At 59.8% G+C, this 18,373-nt stretch carries 16 protein-coding genes; 10 read left to right on the top strand and 6 right to left on the bottom strand.

Annotated features, from left to right (window positions below; genetic code table 11):
* Positions 1 to 190 precede the first annotated feature (190 nt).
* The 4 genes from DU29_RS0115300 to pcaC are packed head-to-tail and all read left to right on the top strand — an operon-like array spanning position 191 to position 4,088.
* Positions 191 to 1,486: an MFS family transporter gene (locus DU29_RS0115300; RefSeq protein WP_028622444.1), complete on the top strand. Its 1,296-nt coding sequence runs from the start codon at positions 191 to 193 to the stop codon at positions 1,484 to 1,486.
* A 46-nt stretch (positions 1,487 to 1,532) separates the two neighbouring features.
* Complete coding sequence (locus tag DU29_RS0115295) at positions 1,533 to 2,882, top strand: 3-carboxy-cis,cis-muconate cycloisomerase (RefSeq protein WP_033050564.1); 1,350 nt, start codon at positions 1,533 to 1,535, stop codon at positions 2,880 to 2,882.
* 11 nt (positions 2,883 to 2,893) lie between these two features.
* Positions 2,894 to 3,685 (top strand): 3-oxoadipate enol-lactonase, encoded by a 792-nt coding sequence (gene pcaD, locus DU29_RS0115290; RefSeq protein ID WP_028622442.1) that lies wholly within the window; start codon positions 2,894 to 2,896, stop codon positions 3,683 to 3,685.
* Between the two features lie 10 nt (positions 3,686 to 3,695).
* The gene (gene pcaC, locus DU29_RS0115285) at positions 3,696 to 4,088 is read left to right on the top strand and encodes a 4-carboxymuconolactone decarboxylase (RefSeq protein ID WP_028622441.1); all 393 of its coding nucleotides are present in this window, start codon (positions 3,696 to 3,698) and stop codon (positions 4,086 to 4,088) included.
* A gap of 576 nt (positions 4,089 to 4,664) precedes the next feature.
* Here the strand turns inward: pcaC and emhC are convergent.
* Genes emhC through DU29_RS0115270 form a run of 3 tightly spaced genes read right to left on the bottom strand, consistent with a single transcriptional unit; the run spans position 4,665 to position 10,447 of the window.
* Positions 4,665 to 6,125 carry an efflux RND transporter outer membrane subunit EmhC gene (gene emhC / locus DU29_RS0115280; RefSeq protein ID WP_028622440.1) on the bottom strand — a complete coding sequence of 487 codons (1,461 nt, stop codon included), beginning with the start codon at positions 6,123 to 6,125 and terminating at the stop codon, positions 4,665 to 4,667.
* Positions 6,122 to 9,286: an efflux RND transporter permease subunit EmhB gene (emhB, locus tag DU29_RS0115275; protein WP_028622439.1), complete on the bottom strand. Its 3,165-nt coding sequence runs from the start codon at positions 9,284 to 9,286 to the stop codon at positions 6,122 to 6,124. Before emhB ends, emhC begins: the two co-directional genes overlap by 4 nt.
* Before the next feature lie 3 nt (positions 9,287 to 9,289).
* A complete protein-coding gene (locus DU29_RS0115270; RefSeq protein ID WP_028622438.1) occupies positions 9,290 to 10,447 on the bottom strand; it encodes an efflux RND transporter periplasmic adaptor subunit in 1,158 nt (385 codons plus the stop codon).
* Between the two features lie 265 nt (positions 10,448 to 10,712).
* On the opposite strand from DU29_RS0115270, the gene emhR reads away from it, so the two are divergent.
* Positions 10,713 to 11,345 carry an efflux system transcriptional repressor EmhR gene (gene emhR / locus DU29_RS0115265; RefSeq protein WP_028622437.1) on the top strand — a complete coding sequence of 211 codons (633 nt, stop codon included), beginning with the start codon at positions 10,713 to 10,715 and terminating at the stop codon, positions 11,343 to 11,345.
* Between the two features lie 229 nt (positions 11,346 to 11,574).
* Here the strand turns inward: emhR and DU29_RS0115260 are convergent, their stop codons facing one another.
* Positions 11,575 to 12,060 (bottom strand): GNAT family N-acetyltransferase, encoded by a 486-nt coding sequence (locus DU29_RS0115260; RefSeq protein WP_028622436.1) that lies wholly within the window; start codon positions 12,058 to 12,060, stop codon positions 11,575 to 11,577.
* Positions 12,061 to 12,201: 141 nt separating this feature from the next.
* Here DU29_RS0115260 and DU29_RS0115255 point away from each other — a divergent pair, with 141 nt between their 5' ends.
* From DU29_RS0115255 to DU29_RS0115240, 4 genes are all read left to right on the top strand, one after another.
* Positions 12,202 to 12,627, top strand: a complete 426-nt coding sequence (locus DU29_RS0115255) for a YybH family protein (RefSeq protein WP_028622435.1) — start codon at positions 12,202 to 12,204, stop codon at positions 12,625 to 12,627.
* Positions 12,628 to 12,698: 71 nt separating this feature from the next.
* Entirely contained in the window at positions 12,699 to 13,043 is a 345-nt protein-coding gene (locus DU29_RS0115250; RefSeq protein ID WP_028622434.1) for a YciI family protein, read from the top strand.
* A 27-nt stretch (positions 13,044 to 13,070) separates the two neighbouring features.
* Positions 13,071 to 13,562: an SRPBCC family protein gene (locus DU29_RS0115245; protein WP_028622433.1), complete on the top strand. Its 492-nt coding sequence runs from the start codon at positions 13,071 to 13,073 to the stop codon at positions 13,560 to 13,562.
* On the top strand, positions 13,562 to 14,797 hold the full coding sequence (locus tag DU29_RS0115240) for an RNA polymerase sigma factor (RefSeq protein ID WP_028622432.1): 1,236 nt from the start codon (positions 13,562 to 13,564) through the stop codon (positions 14,795 to 14,797). Before DU29_RS0115245 ends, DU29_RS0115240 begins: the two co-directional genes overlap by 1 nt.
* Before the next feature lie 138 nt (positions 14,798 to 14,935).
* On the opposite strand, the gene DU29_RS0115235 is transcribed toward DU29_RS0115240, so the two are convergent.
* The gene (locus tag DU29_RS0115235; RefSeq protein WP_028622431.1) at positions 14,936 to 15,958 is read right to left on the bottom strand and encodes a transporter; all 1,023 of its coding nucleotides are present in this window, start codon (positions 15,956 to 15,958) and stop codon (positions 14,936 to 14,938) included.
* A gap of 287 nt (positions 15,959 to 16,245) precedes the next feature.
* Between DU29_RS0115235 and DU29_RS0115230 the strand changes: the two genes are divergently transcribed.
* Positions 16,246 to 17,871, top strand: coding sequence for a methyl-accepting chemotaxis protein (locus tag DU29_RS0115230; RefSeq protein ID WP_028622430.1), 1,626 nt, complete (start codon positions 16,246 to 16,248; stop codon positions 17,869 to 17,871).
* A 75-nt stretch (positions 17,872 to 17,946) separates the two neighbouring features.
* Here the strand turns inward: DU29_RS0115230 and DU29_RS0115225 are convergent, their stop codons facing one another.
* Positions 17,947 to 18,252 carry a PepSY domain-containing protein gene (locus DU29_RS0115225; RefSeq protein ID WP_028622429.1) on the bottom strand — a complete coding sequence of 102 codons (306 nt, stop codon included), beginning with the start codon at positions 18,250 to 18,252 and terminating at the stop codon, positions 17,947 to 17,949.
* Positions 18,253 to 18,373: the final 121 nt, after the last annotated feature.

Genomic DNA, 18,373 nt, shown 5'->3' with positions numbered 1-18,373 from the left:
CAAGCAGCCCCAAAACATAGATCCGATGCGTTCAGGGGTATCGCGGTTAAACGGTTTTGCGACTGCTTCGCACTCGGACGGGGATAAATCCCCTCACCACAGGAGTGCTCTCAGGTTCATACGCTTCTGTGGAACGGGAGTGTTGCAAAGTGTGTCTAGACACTCACCGGTCCCCAAAGAGTGAAAACCCATGACAACCACAACCTCTCATTACACCGGCGAAGAGCGCAAGAAGCGCATCTTCGCGATTGTCGGTGCCTCGTCAGGTAACCTCGTCGAATGGTTCGACTTCTACGTTTACGCCTTTTGCGCGATCTATTTCGCCCCGGCGTTTTTCCCCTCTGATAACCCGACTGTGCAGTTGGTGAATACCGCAGGCGTATTCGCCGCCGGTTTCCTGATGCGTCCTATCGGCGGCTGGATATTCGGCCGTGTGGCGGACAAGCACGGGCGCAAGAATTCGATGCTGATTTCGATTCTGATGATGTGCTTCGGCTCACTGCTGATCGCCTGTCTGCCAACCTATAAGGATATCGGCGTCTGGGCGCCGATCATGCTGTTGTTCGCACGCTTGCTGCAGGGCCTGTCGGTCGGCGGCGAGTACGGCACCACCGCGACCTACATGAGTGAAGTCGCCCTCAAAGGTCAGCGCGGTTTTTTTGCTTCGTTCCAGTACGTGACATTGATTGGCGGGCAACTGCTGGCGGTGTCGCTGGTGGTCGTGCTGCAGCAATTTCTCAGCGAAGATGAACTGCGTGCCTACGGCTGGCGGATCCCGTTTGTCGTGGGTGCCGTGGCCGCATTGATTTCGCTGTTCCTGCGTCGCTCGCTGAAAGAAACTACCAGCAAAGAGATGCGTGAGAACAAGGACGCCGGCAGCATCGTCGCCCTGTTTCGCGACCACAAAGCGGCGTTCATCACCGTGCTCGGTTACACCGCCGGTGGCTCGCTGATTTTCTACACCTTCACCACGTACATGCAGAAATACCTGGTGAATACGGCAGGCATGCACGCGAAAACGGCGAGTTACATCATGACCGGCGCGCTGTTTCTTTATATGTGCATGCAGCCGCTGTTCGGCATGCTCGCGGACAAGATCGGGCGCCGAAACTCGATGCTCTGGTTCGGCGGCCTCGGCACCTTGTGCACCGTGCCGATCCTGCTGAGCCTGAAAAGCGTCGGCAGTCCGTTTCTCGCGTTTGTGCTGATTACCCTGGCGCTGGCGATCGTGAGTTTCTATACCTCGATCAGCGGCCTGGTCAAAGCCGAGATGTTCCCGCCGGAAGTGCGCGCGCTGGGTGTTGGTCTGGCGTACGCGGTGGCGAACGCGATCTTCGGCGGTTCTGCGGAATACGTGGCCCTGAGCCTGAAGGCCGCGGGTATGGAAAACTCGTTTTATTGGTACGTGACGGTGATGATGGCGGTAGCGTTCCTGTTCAGCCTGCGTCTGCCGAAGCAGGCCAAATACCTGCACCACGACCTTTGACCCACCCCGCGTGGGCCACACCGGCCCACGCTTGCAAGGACCGTTTATGAACCAGCTGTTCGATGCCTACTTCACTGCCCGTGACATGCGTGAAGTGTTCTGCGATCACGGCCGGATTCAGGCCATGCTCGATTTCGAAGCGGCGCTGGCCCGGGCAGAAGCGCGGGTCGGATTGATCCCGCACAGCGTCGTCGTGCCCATCGAAGCCGCGTGTCGCGCCGAGCATTATGATTTCGTCGCGCTCGGGGATGCGATCGCGACCGCGGGCAATTCGGCGATTCCGTTGGTCAAGGCCTTGGGCAAACGGCTGGCGGCAACTGATGCCGACGCCGAGCGTTATGTGCACCTGGGCGCGACCAGTCAGGACGTAATGGACACGGGTTTGGTGCTGCAGATTCGCCAGGCGCTGGTGTTGATCGAGCAGGATCTGGCGCAGCTCGGTGAGATTCTCGCGACACAAGCGTTGCGCTACGTCGCCACGCCGCTGGCCGGGCGAACCTGGTTGCAGCACGCGACGCCGGTGACGTTGGGGATGAAGATTGCTGGCTGGCTGGGCGCGGTGACGCGCAGTCGGCAACGTCTGCAACAACTCAAGCCGCGCTTGCTGGTCCTGCAATTTGGTGGTGCTTCCGGAACGCTTGCGGCCTTGGGCGACCGGGCCATGCCGATTGCCGAAGCGTTGGCCGAGGAACTGCAACTGACGTTGCCTGATCAGCCGTGGCACACCCAGCGTGATCGTCTGGTGGAATTCGGCGCGGTGCTCGGCTTGATCGCCGGCAGCCTCGGCAAACTGGGTCGCGACATCAGTCTGTTGATGCAGACCGAGGCGGGCGAAGTGTTCGAGCCCTCGGCGCCGGGCAAGGGCGGCTCCTCGACCATGCCGCACAAACGCAATCCGGTAGGTGCGGCGGTGCTGATTGGCGCGGCGACGCGGGTGCCTGGTTTGCTCTCGACGTTATTCAGCGCGATGCCACAGGAACACGAACGCAGCCTCGGCCTATGGCATGCCGAGTGGGAAACCCTTCCGGAAATTTGCTGCCTGGTGTCGGGTGCGTTGCAGCAAGCGCTGTTGGTCGCCGATGGATTAGAGGTGGATGCCGAACGCATGTCCCGCAATCTTGACCTGACTCGGGGGCTGGTACTGGCCGAAGCGGTGAGCATCGTCCTCGCGCAACGGGTCGGCCGCGACACCGCGCATCATCTGCTCGAACAATGCTGTAAACGCGCGGTGGCCGAGCAGCGGCATTTGCGTGCAGTCCTCGGCGACGAGCCGGAGGTCACCGCCGAGTTATCTGTCGCTGAGCTCGATCAACTGCTGGACCCCGCGCACTACCTCGGTCAGGCCCACACGTGGGTCGAGCGCGCGGTGGCCGAACATTCTGCAATGACTGCTTGAAGGAGATTGCTGTGGCTTTCGTACAACTCGCCGAGGGCGAACTGCACTACCAGATGGAAGGGCCGGCCGATGCACCGGTGTTGGTGCTGTCGAATTCGTTGGGCACCGATTTGCACATGTGGGACAAGCAAATCGCCGCGTTCAGCCAGCACTTTCGCGTGCTGCGTTTCGACACCCGAGGGCATGGTCAATCGCTGGTGACGCCGGGGCCTTACAGCATTGAGCAACTGGGGCGTGACGTACTGGCGTTGCTGGATGCGTTGCAGATTGAACGTGCGCATTTTTGTGGATTATCGATGGGCGGCCTGATCGGCCAATGGCTGGGGATCAACGCCGGTGATCGTTTGCACAAGCTGGTGGTGTGCAACACCGCAGCGAAGATCGGCGATTCATCAGTGTGGGACCCGCGCATCGAAACCGTATTGCGCGACGGTACGGCGGCCATGGTCGCGCTGCGCGACGCGTCGATTGCCCGCTGGTTCACGGCGGATTTTGCTGAAGCCAATCCAGCGGCGGCGAAGAAGATCACCGACATGCTGGCGGCGACTTCTCCCGAGGGCTATGCGGCCAATTGCGCAGCGGTGCGCGATGCCGATTTCCGCGATCAACTGTCGTCGATCAAGGTGCCGCTGCTGGTGATTGCCGGCAGCGAGGACGCAGTCACGCCGCCGTCGGGCGGGCACTTTATTCAGCAGCATGTGCAGGGCGCCGAGTACGCTGAGTTCTACGCCGCGCACCTGTCCAACGTGCAGGCCGACAAGGCGTTCAGCGAGCGTGTTGTGGCATTCCTTTTGGGCCGTTGAGGAGTTTTACGTGGACGAGAAACAGCGTTACGAAGAAGGCATGACCGTGCGCCGTGCAGTGCTCGGCGACGCGCATGTCGACCGCAGCCTGAATGCGTTGACCGAGTTCAACTCGGAATTTCAGGAGATGATCACCCGCCACGCCTGGGGTGACATCTGGACCCGCCCGGGTCTGGAGCGCCACACTCGCAGCCTGATCACCATCGCCATGCTGATCGGCATGAACCGCAGCGAAGAACTCAAATTGCACCTGCGCGCCGCCGCCAACAATGGCGTCAGCCGTGGCGAGATCAAGGAAGTGATCATGCAGAGTGCGATCTACTGCGGGATTCCGGCGGCCAACGCCACGTTCCATCTGGCGGAGTCGGTGTGGGATGAATTGGGGGTTGAATCGCGGGAGTGATCCGCTGGGCTAGCGGCGCCTGACCGCGCCCCATCGCGAGCAGGCTCGCTCCCACAGGTTTTGCGGATAGAACAAGTTTGCGGTTCAGCCACGGATTCTGTGGGAGCGAGCCTGCTCGCGAAAGCGGTGCGCCAGTCGCTATTCAAATTGACTGACCCGGCCCCGTCGCGAGCAGGCTTGCTCCCACAATAATCCAGTGCGAACGCCAAGTTTGTGGTCTTCGAAGATCCCCTGTGGGAGCGAGCCCGCTCGCGAAAGCGGTGCGCCAGTTGCTATTCAAATTGACTGACCCGGCCCCATCGCGAGCAGGCTCGCTCCCACAGGGATTGTCGGTGGATGCGGATCTCGGATTCACCGAAGAATGTTGTAGGAGCCGGCTTGCTGGCGATAGCGGTAGCCTATTCGCAATTGATGTGACTGGAGGAATGCCATCGCGAGCAAGCTTGCTCCTACGGGGGGAGGGATGGACGCGGATTTTGTATCATCCGAGAATCCTGTTGGGGGCGGACGGCGATTCGACTTTCCGACAGCCAACAAAAAGCCCACCAAAAGGTGGGCTTCGTGTTTACAACATCATCAGAACAACTTCAGTTCCGGCGCTTGTTCTTTCTGGCGCTGGACCTGGGCGGTCTGCTCGTTCCAGCCGCCGCCCAGTGCCTTGTACAGATTGACGGCACTGTTCAGCTGCGCCAGACGGTCGGTGATCAGTGATTGCTGGGCACTGAACAGCTGACGCTGGGCATCGAGGAAGGTCAGGTTGCTGTCGACACCGATGCGGTAACGACGCTCGGCCAGACGGTAGTAATCCTGGTTGGCCTGGACGAAATCACGCTGAGCCTGCAACTGCTCGGTGTAGGTCTGACGTGCGGCCAAGCCGTCCGCGACTTCCTGGAAAGCCGTTTGAATGGACTTCTCGTAGTTCGCCACGCTGATTTCTTTCTGGATTTTCGAGTAATCCAGGCTGGCGCGCAGGCTGCCGGCGTTAAAGATCGGCAGGTTGATCTGCGGCTGGAACAGCCACGTGCCCGAACCACCCTTGAACAGGCCGGACAGGTCCGGGCTGAGGGTGCCGGCATTGGCAGTCAGGCTGATGCTCGGGAAGAACGCCGCCCGTGCCGCGCCGATGTTGGCGTTGGCCGCTTTCAGGTTGTACTCGGCCTGAAGAATGTCCGGACGACGCTGCAGCAGATCCGACGGCAGGCCGGGCGGTACTTCGCTCAGCAAGTCATCCGAGAGTGGCTTGGCCGGTTGCAGATTGGCCGGGATCCCCGTACCGAGCAGCAACACCAGACTGTTTTCATCCTGAGCCACCTGACGCGTGTAGCGGGCCAGTTGGGCGCGGGCGTTTTCCACCGACGTGCGCGACTGCGCCAGATCCAGCGCCGAGGCGACACCGACTTCGTTGCTGCGCGAAGTGAGCTTCAAGCTCTCTTCAAACGCACCCAGCGTATCTTGCGTCAGCTTGAGCAGCTCTTTGTCTGCCTGCCAGGTCATGTAGGCATTGGCGACGTTGGCGACCAGACTGATCTGCGTACTGCGGCGGCCTTCTTCAGTGGCGAAGTATTGTTGCAGCGCTTCTTCACTGAGGCTGCGAACCCGACCGAACAGGTCGAGCTCATAGGCGCTGATGCCGACAGTCGCCGAGTAGGAACTGACGATGCCGGCTTCACCGGTCTGCGAAGCATTCGCCGGAACCCGCTGGCGGCTGCCACTGCCATTGGCCGAAACGGCCGGGAACAGGTCCGCACGCTGGATGCGGTACTGCGCCGCGAAGGCATCGATGTTCAGCGCCGCGACACGCAGGTCGCGGTTGTTTTCGAGCGCGACCTTGATCAGCTGCTGCAACGCCGGGTCATGGAAAAACTGCTTCCAGCCCTGTTCGGCAGCGGCCTGGCTCGGCGCCTGGGCCGGCGAGTAGGCCGGCCCTTGTGGGTATTGCTGCGCCACCGGTGCGGCGGGCTGCTGATAATCAGGTATCAGCGAGCACCCGCTCAGCACGAAGGCGGCGACGGCGAGGGAGAGTAGCGACTTGCTCATTGGCCAGCCTCTTTTGGAGTTTCAGTAGCATCATCCTGATCGACTTTTTTGCGCTGGCCGATGGACGACACGGTGACAAAGAACAGGGGTACCCAGAAGATCGCCAGGACCGTGGCCGTGATCATACCGCCAATAACGCCGGTACCGATCGCATGTTGGCTACCCGAACCTGCGCCGGTGGAAATCGCCAATGGCACCACACCGAGCACGAAGGCGAGCGAGGTCATGATGATCGGACGCAGACGCATCCGGCACGCTTCAATCGCAGCATCGCGCAGGCTTCGCCCTTGCTCATGCAGTTCCTTGGCGAATTCGACGATCAGGATGGCGTTTTTCGCCGCCAGCCCGATGGTTGTCAACAGGCCCACCTGGAAGTAAACGTCGTTGGACAGGCCGCGCAGGCTGGTCGCCAGCAGCGCACCGATGATCCCCAAAGGCACCACCAGCATCACCGCAATCGGGATCGACCAGCTTTCATACAACGCCGCCAGACACAGGAACACCATCAGCAGCGACAACGCGTACAACGCTGGCGCTTGCGAACCGGACAAGCGTTCTTCGTACGACAGACCGGTCCAGGAAATACCGACACCGGCCGGCAGTTTCTTCGCCAGCGCCTCGACTTCGGCCATGGCTTCACCGGTGGAATAACCCGGCGCCGCAGCCCCGAGGATTTCCATCGCTTCTACGCCGTTGTAACGCGACAGTTTCGGTGCACCGTAAATCCACTCTCCCTTGGCGAAGGCCGTGAAGGGCACCATGGTCCCGGCGCTGTTACGCACATACCACTTCTTCACGTCTTCAGGGCTCATGCGCGCATCAGGCTGGCCTTGCACGTACACCTTTTTCACCCGACCGCGGTCGATGAAGTCGTTCACATAGCTACTGCCCAAGGCGATCGACAAGGTGTTGTTGATGTCGGTGAGCGTCACACCGAGGGCGCTGGCTTTCTCGTCATCAATTTCCAACTGGTATTGCGGCTCGTCGTTCAGGCCGTTCGGACGCACTTGCGAGAGCACTTTGCTTTGCGCCGCCATGCCGAGGAACTGGTTACGCGCTTCCATCAGTTTTTCGTGACCGATACCGGCGCGGTCCTGCAGGAACACGTCGAAGCCGGTGGCGTTACCCAGTTCGAGTACGGCTGGCGGTGCAAAGGCAAACACCATCGCATCACGGAACGTGAAGAAATGCTGCTGGGCCCGGGCCGCCAGACTCGACACGCTGTTTTCAGCGTTACGCTCGTCCCACGGTTTGAGCATGATGAACGCCATGCCCGAGCTCTGACCACGGCCGGCGAAGTTGAAGCCGGTCACGGTAAACACCGAGGCCACCGCATCGCCCTCACCGCCATCCTTGGATGGACGCAGCAGGAATTCCCGCATTTCGTCCACGACCACCTGGGTGCGCTCGGCACTGGAACCGGCGGGGGTTTGCACCTGGGCAAACAGAACGCCCTGGTCTTCTTCCGGCAGGAATGCCGTTGGAATGCGGGTGAACAGCCAGATCATGCCGACCACGATGATCAGGTAAGCCAACAGGTACGGCGCCTTGTGCGTGAGCATGTTGCCGACGCCGCGCTCGTAACTTCTGACACCACGGTCGAAGCTGCGGTTGAACCAGCCGAAGAAGCCGCGTTTCGGCGTGCCGTGCTCGCCTTTCGGAATCGGCTTGAGCATGGTCGCGCAGAGCGCCGGGGTGAAGATCAACGCAACCAGCACCGACAGCGCCATGGCCGAAACGATGGTGATCGAGAACTGCTTGTAGATCACGCCGGTGGAACCGCTGAAGAACGCCATCGGCAACAGAACCGCAGACAGCACCAGGGCGATACCCACCAGTGCACCCTGGATCTGCCCCATGGATTTCTTCGTGGCCTCTTTGGGTGACAGGCCTTCTTCGCTCATGACCCGTTCGACGTTTTCCACCACAACGATGGCGTCGTCCACCAGCAAGCCGATGGCGAGCACCATGCCGAACATGGTCAGGGTGTTGATGCTGAAACCGAACGCCGCGAGGATCCCGAATGTACCCAGCAATACCACTGGCACGGTCATCGTGGTGATAACGGTGGCGCGGAAGTTTTGCAGGAACAGGAACATCACCAGGAACACCAGCACGATCGCCTCGACCAGGGTTTCAACCACGCCCTTGATCGACTCGGTCACGACCGGAGTGGTGTCATACGGGAACACCACTTCCATGCCTTCCGGGAAGAAAGGCTTGAGCGTTTCGATGGTGTTGCGCAGGGCTTTTGCCGTGTCGAGGGCGTTGGCACCGTTGGCCAGTTTCACCGCCAGACCGGACGCCGGGCTGCCGTTGAACTGCGCGCTGATCGAGTAGTTCTCACCGCCCAGACCGACATCGGCAACGTCACCGACACGCACTTGCGAACCGTCGCTGTTGACCTTCAACAGAATCGCCTTGAACTGCTCGGCAGTCTGCAGACGGGTCTTGCCGATGATCGTTGCGTTCAACTGTTGGCCTTGCACGGCAGGCAAGCCACCGAGCTGACCGGACGAGACCTGGACGTTCTGCGCGGCGATGGCGTTTTTCACGTCAACCGGCGTCAGGTTGAAGTTATTCAGCTTGGCCGGATCGAGCCAGATACGCATCGCGTACTGGGCACCGAAGACCTGGAAGTCACCGACACCGGCGGTCCGCGAGATCGGGTCCTGCATGTTCGACACGATGTAGTTGGACAGGTCGTCCTTGGTCATGCTGCCGTCGCGCGAAACCACGCCGATCACCATCAGGAAGTTTTTCACTGCCTTGGTGACGCGAATCCCTTGTTGCTGCACTTCTTGCGGCAGCAGCGGGGTGGCCAGGTTCAGCTTGTTCTGCACCTGAACCTGCGCGGTGTCAGAGTTGGTGCCCTGCTCGAAGGTGGCGGTGATGGTCATGTTGCCGTCGGAGTTACTTTCCGAAGACACATAACGCAGGTTGTCGATGCCGTTGAGTTGCTGTTCGATCACCTGAACCACGGTGTCCTGCACGGTTTGTGCAGACGCGCCTGGGTAGGTCACGGAAATAGCGATCGCCGGAGGCGCAATGCTCGGGTATTGGTTGATCGGCAACTTGAGGATCGAGAGTGCCCCGACCAGCATGATCACCAGGGCAATTACCCAGGCGAAAATCGGACGGTCGATAAAAAATTTCGACATGGTTTACTCCCCTTTGCCGCTGGAAGCCTTGTCAGCTGCCTGTGCGGGGGCCGGGTTCTTGGTGCCGACGTTGGTCGCTTCAGTGGCTTTCACTTCCGCTCCTGGTTTGACGTATTGCAGCCCTTCAGTGATCAGTCGATCGCCGGCCTTCAAGCCGTCTTCGATCAACCACTGGCTGCCAACCGTGCGGCTGGCCTTGAGCTGACGCAGTTCGACCTTGTTGTCCGGGCCGACGACCAGTGCGGTCGGGGCGCCTTTGAGATCGCGGGTCACGCCCTGTTGCGGCGCCAGAATAGCTGCCGCGTTCACGCCGGCCTGCAATTGCGCATGCACAAACATGCCTGGCAGCAAGGTGTGATCCGGGTTAGGGAACACGGCGCGCAGGGTCACCGAGCCCGTGGTCTGATCCACCGACACTTCGGAGAATTCGAGTTTGCCCACTTGTTTGTATTCGCTGCCGTCTTCGAGGGTCAGCTTGACCGCGGCGGCGGTGTCGCCAGCCTTTTGCAGACGACCGCTTTCCAGCTCGCGGCGCAGCTCCAGCAGTTCCACCGACGATTGGGTCACGTCGACGTAAATCGGGTCGAGCTGCTGAATGACCGCCATGGCGTCGGTCTGTCCGTTGGTCACCAGGGCGCCTTCGGTGAACGAAGAACGACCGATGCGCCCGGAGATAGGCGCATAAACCTTGGTGTAACGCACGTTGATCTGCGCGCTCTGCAGGCTGGCTTCCGATTGCATGCGGTTGGCCAGTGCGGTGTCGTATTCCTGACGGCTCACTGCCTGCTCATCGACCAGTTGCTTGTAGCGATCAGAGATCGACTTGGTCTGCTGGAAGTTGGCCTGGGCGCTTTTCAGCGTGGCTTCATACACGGCCGGATCGATCTGATACAGCTGCTGGCCGGCCTTGACGTCGCCGCCTTCCTTGAACAGACGCTTGAGAATGATGCCGTTGACCTGTGGGCGAACTTCGGCGATGCGGAACGCGCTGGTGCGGCCCGGAAGTTCGGATGTCAGGGTGAAGGCTTGAGGTTGCAGGGTAACAACGCCGACCTGAGGAGGCGGTGCGGCAGGCGCCGCTTCTTCCTTTTTACATCCGCTGAGCAGCGATGCCAGGGCGACGGCAGTAACCAAAGCGGTAACAGCTGGCTTGAATTGCATGAAAATCCTCGGGTCAGGCGCGCTGTGTGCGCACTCGAAATGTGAAAGGGTGAAAAATGTGCGCTGAGTGGATAAGTAGCTTGCTAAGGAATATACTTACGTTCATGGTTGTTTGTAAATACCTTTGCTGCGTATCCTTCTCGTTACAAAAGCCGTGCAAAGGTTCGAATTGTAGGCCGGGGACAACGCCCAAGAGCGCTCGCTCCACTTTTATTCAGCTGATATTCAGACATCACTGAAGCACCCTGATTGAGGTTGTACTGCCATGGTCCGTCGTACCAAAGAGGAAGCCCAGGAAACACGTAGCCAGATACTCGAAGCGGCAGAGAAAGCCTTCTTCGAGCGAGGTGTGGCGCGCACGACGCTGGCGGATATCGCCACCCTCGCTGGCGTGACGCGCGGTGCCATCTACTGGCATTTCAGCAACAAGGCCGACCTGGTGCAGGCCATGCTCGATACGTTGCATGAGCCGCTGGATGAAATGGCCAAAGCCAGTGAGAGCGAAGATGAACTCGACCCGCTGGGGTGCATGCGCAATCTGCTGATTCATTTGTTTCAACAAGTTGCTCTGGACCCGAAGACCCGGCGCATCAATGAAATTTTGTTCCATAAGTGCGAGTTCACCGATGAAATGTGCGATCTGCGCCAGCAGCGACAGACGGTCAGTCTCGATTGCAATGTACGCATCGCTCTGGCCCTCACCAATGCGGTGAATCGCGGCCAGTTGCCAGAAAATCTCGACACGACCCGCGCGGCCATTAGCCTGCACGCGTACATCGACGGTATGCTCTATCAGTGGCTGCTGGCCCCAGACAGTTTTCAATTGCACATCGACGCCGAACGGTGGGTCGACACGGGCCTGGACATGCTGCGCCTGAGCCCGAGCCTGCGCAAATGAAACAAACTGCAAAATGCTGGAGGAAAGCTCAAGCGCCTGAACGATTAATTCGCGCTTGATGTAGCAGCTGACGAAGCTTGCGTCCGACTGATGCGGTCTCCCTGACGCGCACAAGGATGCTTTTATATACGCACGTCCCCCCCGATGACAGGGCGCGGCCCCGGTATTTTGTAGGAATTTTGTGTCGTTTGTGTGAGTGCAGGTTAGCCGCAGACAGCGAAATAACCCGTCAAAGCGTCAGGCTCATGCGCCGCTCATAGCCAATCCTGCCCTTGTAAGCTTCGCCGCGATCCACCCAGCCGAAGCTTGCATACAGCGCAATGGCCGCTTCGTTATCGGCATCCACCGACAATTCCAGTGCGCTGATTTCCGGAAACGTCTGACGCGCCTGCTCGGGTAATGCCTGCAGACAGGCTTTGCCATACCCTTTGCCCTGAGCGCGCTGATCAACTTGTAACGCATGCAGGGTCGCGCTGTGCTCATCGGCCCAGGCGGGCAGGGCGGGCGGACGTTTAAGCAGCAAAAAAGCGACCGGAATATCCTCGACCAACAAGGCAAACCCTTTTACCCCAGGACCTGGCCTGGACAACAAGCTGTGCAACGCACCGTGAATATCGCCGCTGAATTTGAGTTGTGCCTTATGAACTTCAATAGCCTCGACTTGCTGGCGCTGCAGCGCATTCAGGCTTTCGTAAGGCTGGAGTCTGGCCTTCACCGCATAGTCCTTTTTCCTACATGAATGAGCCTCGGATTCTAACGAGTTTGCGTCCATGGATTATTGTTAATTTGATTGTCGATCCGGCTCCTCGCCAGACGACTAAGGGTGTCTTCATACAAAAACAACGGAGAACCTTCCATGAACGCTACCCACGAAATCGAAAATTTGATCGACACCTACCGGCAGGCCGTGATCGCCAAGGATGTCGAGCAGCTGATGACCCTATATGGCGACGACATCGTTTCCTACGACGCGGTCAAGGCGCTGCAATTTCGCGGCAAGGCGGCCTACCGCGCGCACTGGCTCGAATGCATGGAAATGTGCCAGGGCGCGCACAAGATTGACTTCGACCAAGTCAACATCGTCGTCGACGAACACATCGCCTTCGCCCACTGGCTGGCGCATTGCGGCGGCACCAATGAGCAGGGCGAAACCCAGGCCTGCTGGATGCGCGTGACTGCGTGCTATCGGCGCGACGCCGGGCAGTGGCGCATCGTCCACGAGCACTGGTCGGCGCCGTTCGACATGATGAGCGGCACAGCGCTGTTCGACCTGCAACCGTGATCGTTTATCGGGAAGCGGCGCCAAATCGCCGATCTGAGCCATAGTTGATCAGTTGGATCGCGGAGGGTCACATGAAGTATTTATGCCTGGTCTACAGCAATGAGCAGGATTTGCATGCGCTGCCTGAAAGCCCCAAGGACGCCGAGTGCATGGCCTACGCCGAATCGATTCAGGGCAGCGGCCGCATGCTCGCCGCCGAGGCGCTGGAGTCCGTGCAGACTGCAACTACTGTGCGCATGCGCAACGGCAAAATGTCGATCACCGACGGGCCGTTCGCCGAAACCAAGGAGCAGTTGGCCGGCTTCTACCTGATCGATGCCAAAGACCTCAACGAGGCCCTTCAGGTCGCCGGCAATATTCCGGCGGCGCGAGTCGGCAGTGTAGAGGTGCGACCCGTTCGCCAGTTGAATCCCTGAATAACAAGCAAAACACAGGAGTTCCCCATGAGCCCGCCACCCGTGTCACTCACACCCGCGACATTCGAGTTATCCATCAGTCGTCTGATCGACGCACCGCGCAGGCGACTCTTCCGCGCCTGGACCGAGCCGGCGTTGCTCGCGCAATGGTGGGGGCCTCATGGCATGACCACGCCCGAGTGCGAAATGGACCTATGGGTTGGCGGCCAGTTTCGTACGCTGATGCGTGCACCCGATGGCGCCGAGTACCCGACCATGGGCGTTTTTCTTGAGATCGTTGCGCCTGAGCGACTGGTGTTCACCGATGCCTTTGTTCCCGGGTGGATACCGTCGGGCAAACCGTTCATGGCGGCCGAAGTGACGCTGCAGGAACAGGGCGGCCAGACGCTGTACACCGCCCGCGCCATGCACTGGTCGGAACAGGATCGGCAGGCCCACGAAGCCATGGGCTTTCACGACGGCTGGGGGCAAAGCCTGGATCGACTGGAAACCCTGGTGACCCAAGGCATGCCGGACTGATGACCGGCGCATTGGTCTCCGCTCGGGTCGAGCAGATTTATCGGGAAGAATCGCGGCGGATTCTGGCGACGTTGATCCGTTTGCTCGGTGATTTCGACCTTGCTGAAGAGGCCTTGCACGAGGCCTTTTTTATCGCGGTCGAGCGTTGGCAGCGCGATGGCGTACCGGACAACCCGCGGGCGTGGCTGGTCTCCACGGGGCGGTTCAAGGCGATCGATGTGCTGCGGCGGCGCGCCCGTTTTGCGGCATCGCGGCCGCTGTTGATCGCGCAACTCGAGGCGCTGGAGCAGGCCGACTGGAGTGACGAGGACGTGGAAGACGATCGCCTGCGCCTGATCTTCACCTGCTGTCACCCGGCACTCGCGGCGGATGCGCAAGTGCCGCTGACGTTGCGCGAAGTGTGCGACCTGACCACAGAAGAAATTGCCCGGGCCTTCCTCTCCGCGCCCAGCGCAATTGCCCAGCGCATCGTGCGCGCCAAGGCGAAAATCCGCGACGCGAAAATCCCCTACCAGGTGCCCACTCTGGCGGAATTGCCCGAACGCCTCGACAGTGTTTTGCGGGTGATTTATCTGGTGTTCAACGAAGGCTATTCGGCCTCTGTCGGCACAGAGTTGACCCGCGAGGATTTGACTCGTGAGGCGATTCGTCTGGGCCGTTTGCTGATGGAGTTGTTGCCGGAGCCGGAGGTGATGGGGCTGTTGGCGCTGATGCTGCTGCACGAATCGCGGCGACCGGCCCGGACGTCTGCCAGCGGAGAGCTGGTGGTGCTGGATGAGCAGGACCGTTCGCTGTGGGATGCCGGGATGATCGCTGAAGGCTGCGCGCTGGTGGAACGGGCGCTGAGCCGGGGGCGCTTCGGGCCTTATTGCCTGCAAGCGGCGATCGCGGCGGTGCATGCGGAAGCGCCAGCGGCGGGGGAGACGGACTGGGTGCAGATCGTCGGTCTGTATGACGTTTTGCTGCGCGCGGTGCCGTCGCCGGTGATCGAGCTGAATCGCGCCGCGGCCATATCCCGGCGGGATGGGCCATTGGCGGGGCTGACGTTGATTGAAGGGATTCTGGCGCGCGGAGAGTTGCTCGATTATCACTTGGCGCATTCCGCGCGGGCTGATTTCTGCCGGCAGTTGGGGCGTAACGACGAGGCGCGGGCAGCCTATGAAAGAGCGCTGGAACTGACCCAGCAAATACCGGAACGACGGTTTATCGAGGCACGGATCAAGGCGTTGGGCTGAGGCGAACCGGCACGCAAAACCCTGTAGGAGCGAGCCTGCTCGCGAAGCGGTGTGTCAGTTATCGCATCTTCACTTGTTGCACCGCATCGCGAGCAAGCTCGCTCCCACAGGTTATTCGGTGGTTAGAATTTTTTGATCTCAGTAATCCTGCCGCTTGCGAAACGCCCAACGCCCGCCAACCAGGGTGAACGTCGCCACCAGCGCGACCAGAATCCAGAAGCCATGCGCATCCCCTGCCAGCGGTACACCACCCACGTTCATGCCAAAAAAACCGGCAATGATGTTGATCGGCAGCGCCAGTACCGTGACCACGGTGAGAGTGAACAGCGTGCGGTTGCTCTGTTCGTTGAGATTGGCAGCGATTTCCTCCTGCAACAATTTGATGCGCTCACCCAGCGCGGTGAGGTCGTTGATGATCAGCGCAAACTCTTCGGTGGATTTGCGCAGCTCTTTCACGTCCTCCTTCTGCAACCACTGCGGCGGGCGATTGAGCAGGCGCAGCAACGAGCCCGGCTCCAGCGCCAGCAGGCGTTGCAGGCGCACCAGCACCCGGCGATTGGCGCCCAGTTCGGCGCGATTGGTCGACAGGCGCGAGGACAACAATTGATCCTCGATCTGATCAACGCTGAGGCTGGTTTTGCGCACGATCTGCGTCAGCACCTCACCCTGATCGCGCAGCAAATGCACGAGCAACTCCAGCGGCGAGCGAAAGCGCTCACCGGCCTTCACCGATGAACGCAACTTGTCCACCGAGTGCAGCGGCTGCAGACGCGCGCTGACGATCAGCCGACTGCGTGCACAGACCCACAGCGTCGACACGTCCGAAGAGATCATGCTGCTGAGGTTGAACACCACATCGTTGACCACCGCCAGCAGCGCGGAATCAACGTGCTCGATGCGCGTTGAACGCGAGCCCTCGTGCAACGCTTCGAAAAATTCTTCAGGCAATTGCAGATAATTTTTCATCCAGCGCTCGCACGCGGCGTGGGCAAGGTTTAGATGCAGCCAGAGAAATTCATCGCTGTCGTCTGTTTGCTGCAGGCACTGCAACGCCTGCGCCGAATCGATCTCGCGACCACGCTCGCCAGGACGAAAACGAAAACCGTACAGCAGACCGAAGAGGTCCGGGTCGCGATGACTTTGGTCGATGCTGTGGTTCATGGGTTCTCGCAAAAGGCAGGCGCGCTTGTCAGCGGTTTTGCCGGATATTTCAGGTTCACGTGAGCCGCATGATCGCAATTGCGCATGACGTTTTTGTGACAAAACAATAACTGTTCTGACACTGCTACCGACGGTCGGATTTGCCTCAAGAACCGCTCTGGCACGCCGATTCCGCTTAGGTTAAGTTGCGCGGCGTCGGCCCTGGTTGCCGGCGTTGAAGACAGGGACGTTCTGACATTTCTCACGCCTTTTTCAGGCGTGCCTCACTTCTGTCATGAGTACCGTCCATGTTTTTGCAAAAGTCGTTGAGAGCGCAAATTCTCGCCCTGTTGAGTGGCAGTCTGTTAGCGATACTGTTGATCGCGCTGGCCTGCTTTCATTTCCTTTCCCAAGGCGTGCAGAGCTATGCCAACCTGATCCAGGGGCCGCTGCGCACCTCGCAACTGATCGATGAAGCCAACCTGCAATTCAAGGTGCAGGTGCAGGAATGGAAAAACGTTTTGCTGCGCGGCAAGCAACCGGCGGATCTGGACAAATACTGGAAACAATTCGAAGACCGCCAGCGCGATGTGCAGGGCATCCTCGGCGAACTGGCCGGTCAGAAGGGCATCGAGGCGCAACTGAAGACCCGCATCGAACGCTTGCGTGACGAACACCGTCAGTTAGGCGCGGCCTATCAGAAAGGCCGCGACGCCTACGTCGAGGCGGGCGGTGATCCGACAGCGGGTGACACGGCAGTGAAGGGTGTGGACCGCGCCACCAGCGAGCAGATGAGCGCATTGGTCAGCGAGTTGCGTCAGCAGGGCAGCGAGCAGTCGAAGCTGATCAGCGCCAGTGCCGATCGCACGGTGTTTCTCGGGATTATCGTCATGCTGGTCTCGGGCCTGTTGATCGGGTTGTTCAGCCTGTGGCTGGTCAACCGCAACCTGGTCGAGCCGATTCGTCGGCTGATCGAATACGTCGCGCAACTCAGCCAGGGCAAGTTCGCCGAGCGCGTGGCCAGCAGCCGTCAGGATGAACTCGGCAAACTGGCGATCGCCGCCAACACCCTGCGTGATTTCCTCGCCGAGACCTTCAGCCGTTTGCAGGCCAGTGCCAAGGATCTGGACAGCGCCAGCGGTGAACTGAAATCGATTGCAGGGCTCATGGCCAGCGGCACCAACGAGCAATTCAGCCGCACCGATCAGGTGGCCACGGCGATGAACGAAATGTCTGCCACTGCGCAGGAAGTCGCGCGTCATGCCGCCGACGCAGCACGCGCTGCCGATGATGCTGACCAGTCAGCGCAGCAGGGCGAAAAGGTCATGCAGGGCACCATCCACACCATCACGCAGATGCGCGGTGAAATCGCTAACACCGCCACGGTGATTCGTCGTCTGGAAACTGACAGCGGGCGTATCGGCAAGGTGCTGGAAGTGATCCGCGGCATCGCCGAGCAAACCAATCTGCTGGCGTTGAACGCCGCTATCGAAGCCGCCCGGGCCGGTGAGGCCGGGCGCGGTTTTGCGGTTGTCGCGGATGAAGTGCGCAGCCTCGCGCAACGCACGGCGGCGTCGATCATCGAGATCAATCAGATCATTCAAACCGTGCAGACCGGTGCAGTGGACGCCGCGCAGGCCATCGAAAGCGGGCAGTCGCGCAGCGAAGAAAGTGTTGAACAAGTGACTCAGGCTGGGGTCATGCTCGAGCGCATCACCCATGCGGTGGAAGCGATCCGCGACATGAACCGGCAGATCGCCACGGCCGCCGAGGAGCAGACCTCCGTGGCCGAGGACATCTCGCGCAACCTCACTGAAATCACCAGCATCGCCAGCACCAACCTGGACAACGTGCAACGCACCGAAGCGGCCAGCCACAATCTGCACGGTTTGTCCGGGCAACTGAACGAAGTGACGGCGCGCCTCAGCGCTTAATGGCGTGACCAACTGAAAGTGCCGGGCACAAAAAAGCCGCATGATCCGAAGATCATGCGGCTGGTTTGTGATGTATCAGTCGTCTTGTTTGTTTTTCAAGACTTCGCCGGTAGCGGCGTTCAAATCCACATCCCACTCAACGCCTTTGGGATCTTTGAGTTCGACTTCGTACTCATAGTTGTTGAAGTGATTATCCAGGTCGCTGTCGGTGATGGTGGCGCCTGGGTGCAGCTTCATCACGATCTTGTTCAGATCTTCCAGCGCCATGACTTTTTTGTCTTTGACCAACTGAGGGATTTGATCAACTGGAACATCAGCCTGCGCCAAGCCAGCAGTGAGAGTCAGGGCAGCAGCGGTGAAGAGGGCAGTTAATGTTTTCATCGGTTCATTCCTTGGGTTGCTGTTTAAGTGAGTCCACAGTAACTGGGGCAACTTAATCCATCCTTAATTCCCAAAAACCTTCTATTCGATGATCTTGTACTTGTGGGAGCAAGGCTTGCCC

This window comes from Pseudomonas sp. Ant30-3 (assembly GCF_000690905.1).
Lineage (GTDB): Bacteria > Pseudomonadota > Gammaproteobacteria > Pseudomonadales > Pseudomonadaceae > Aquipseudomonas.
This window is presented reverse-complemented; position numbering and strand designations above follow the sequence as displayed.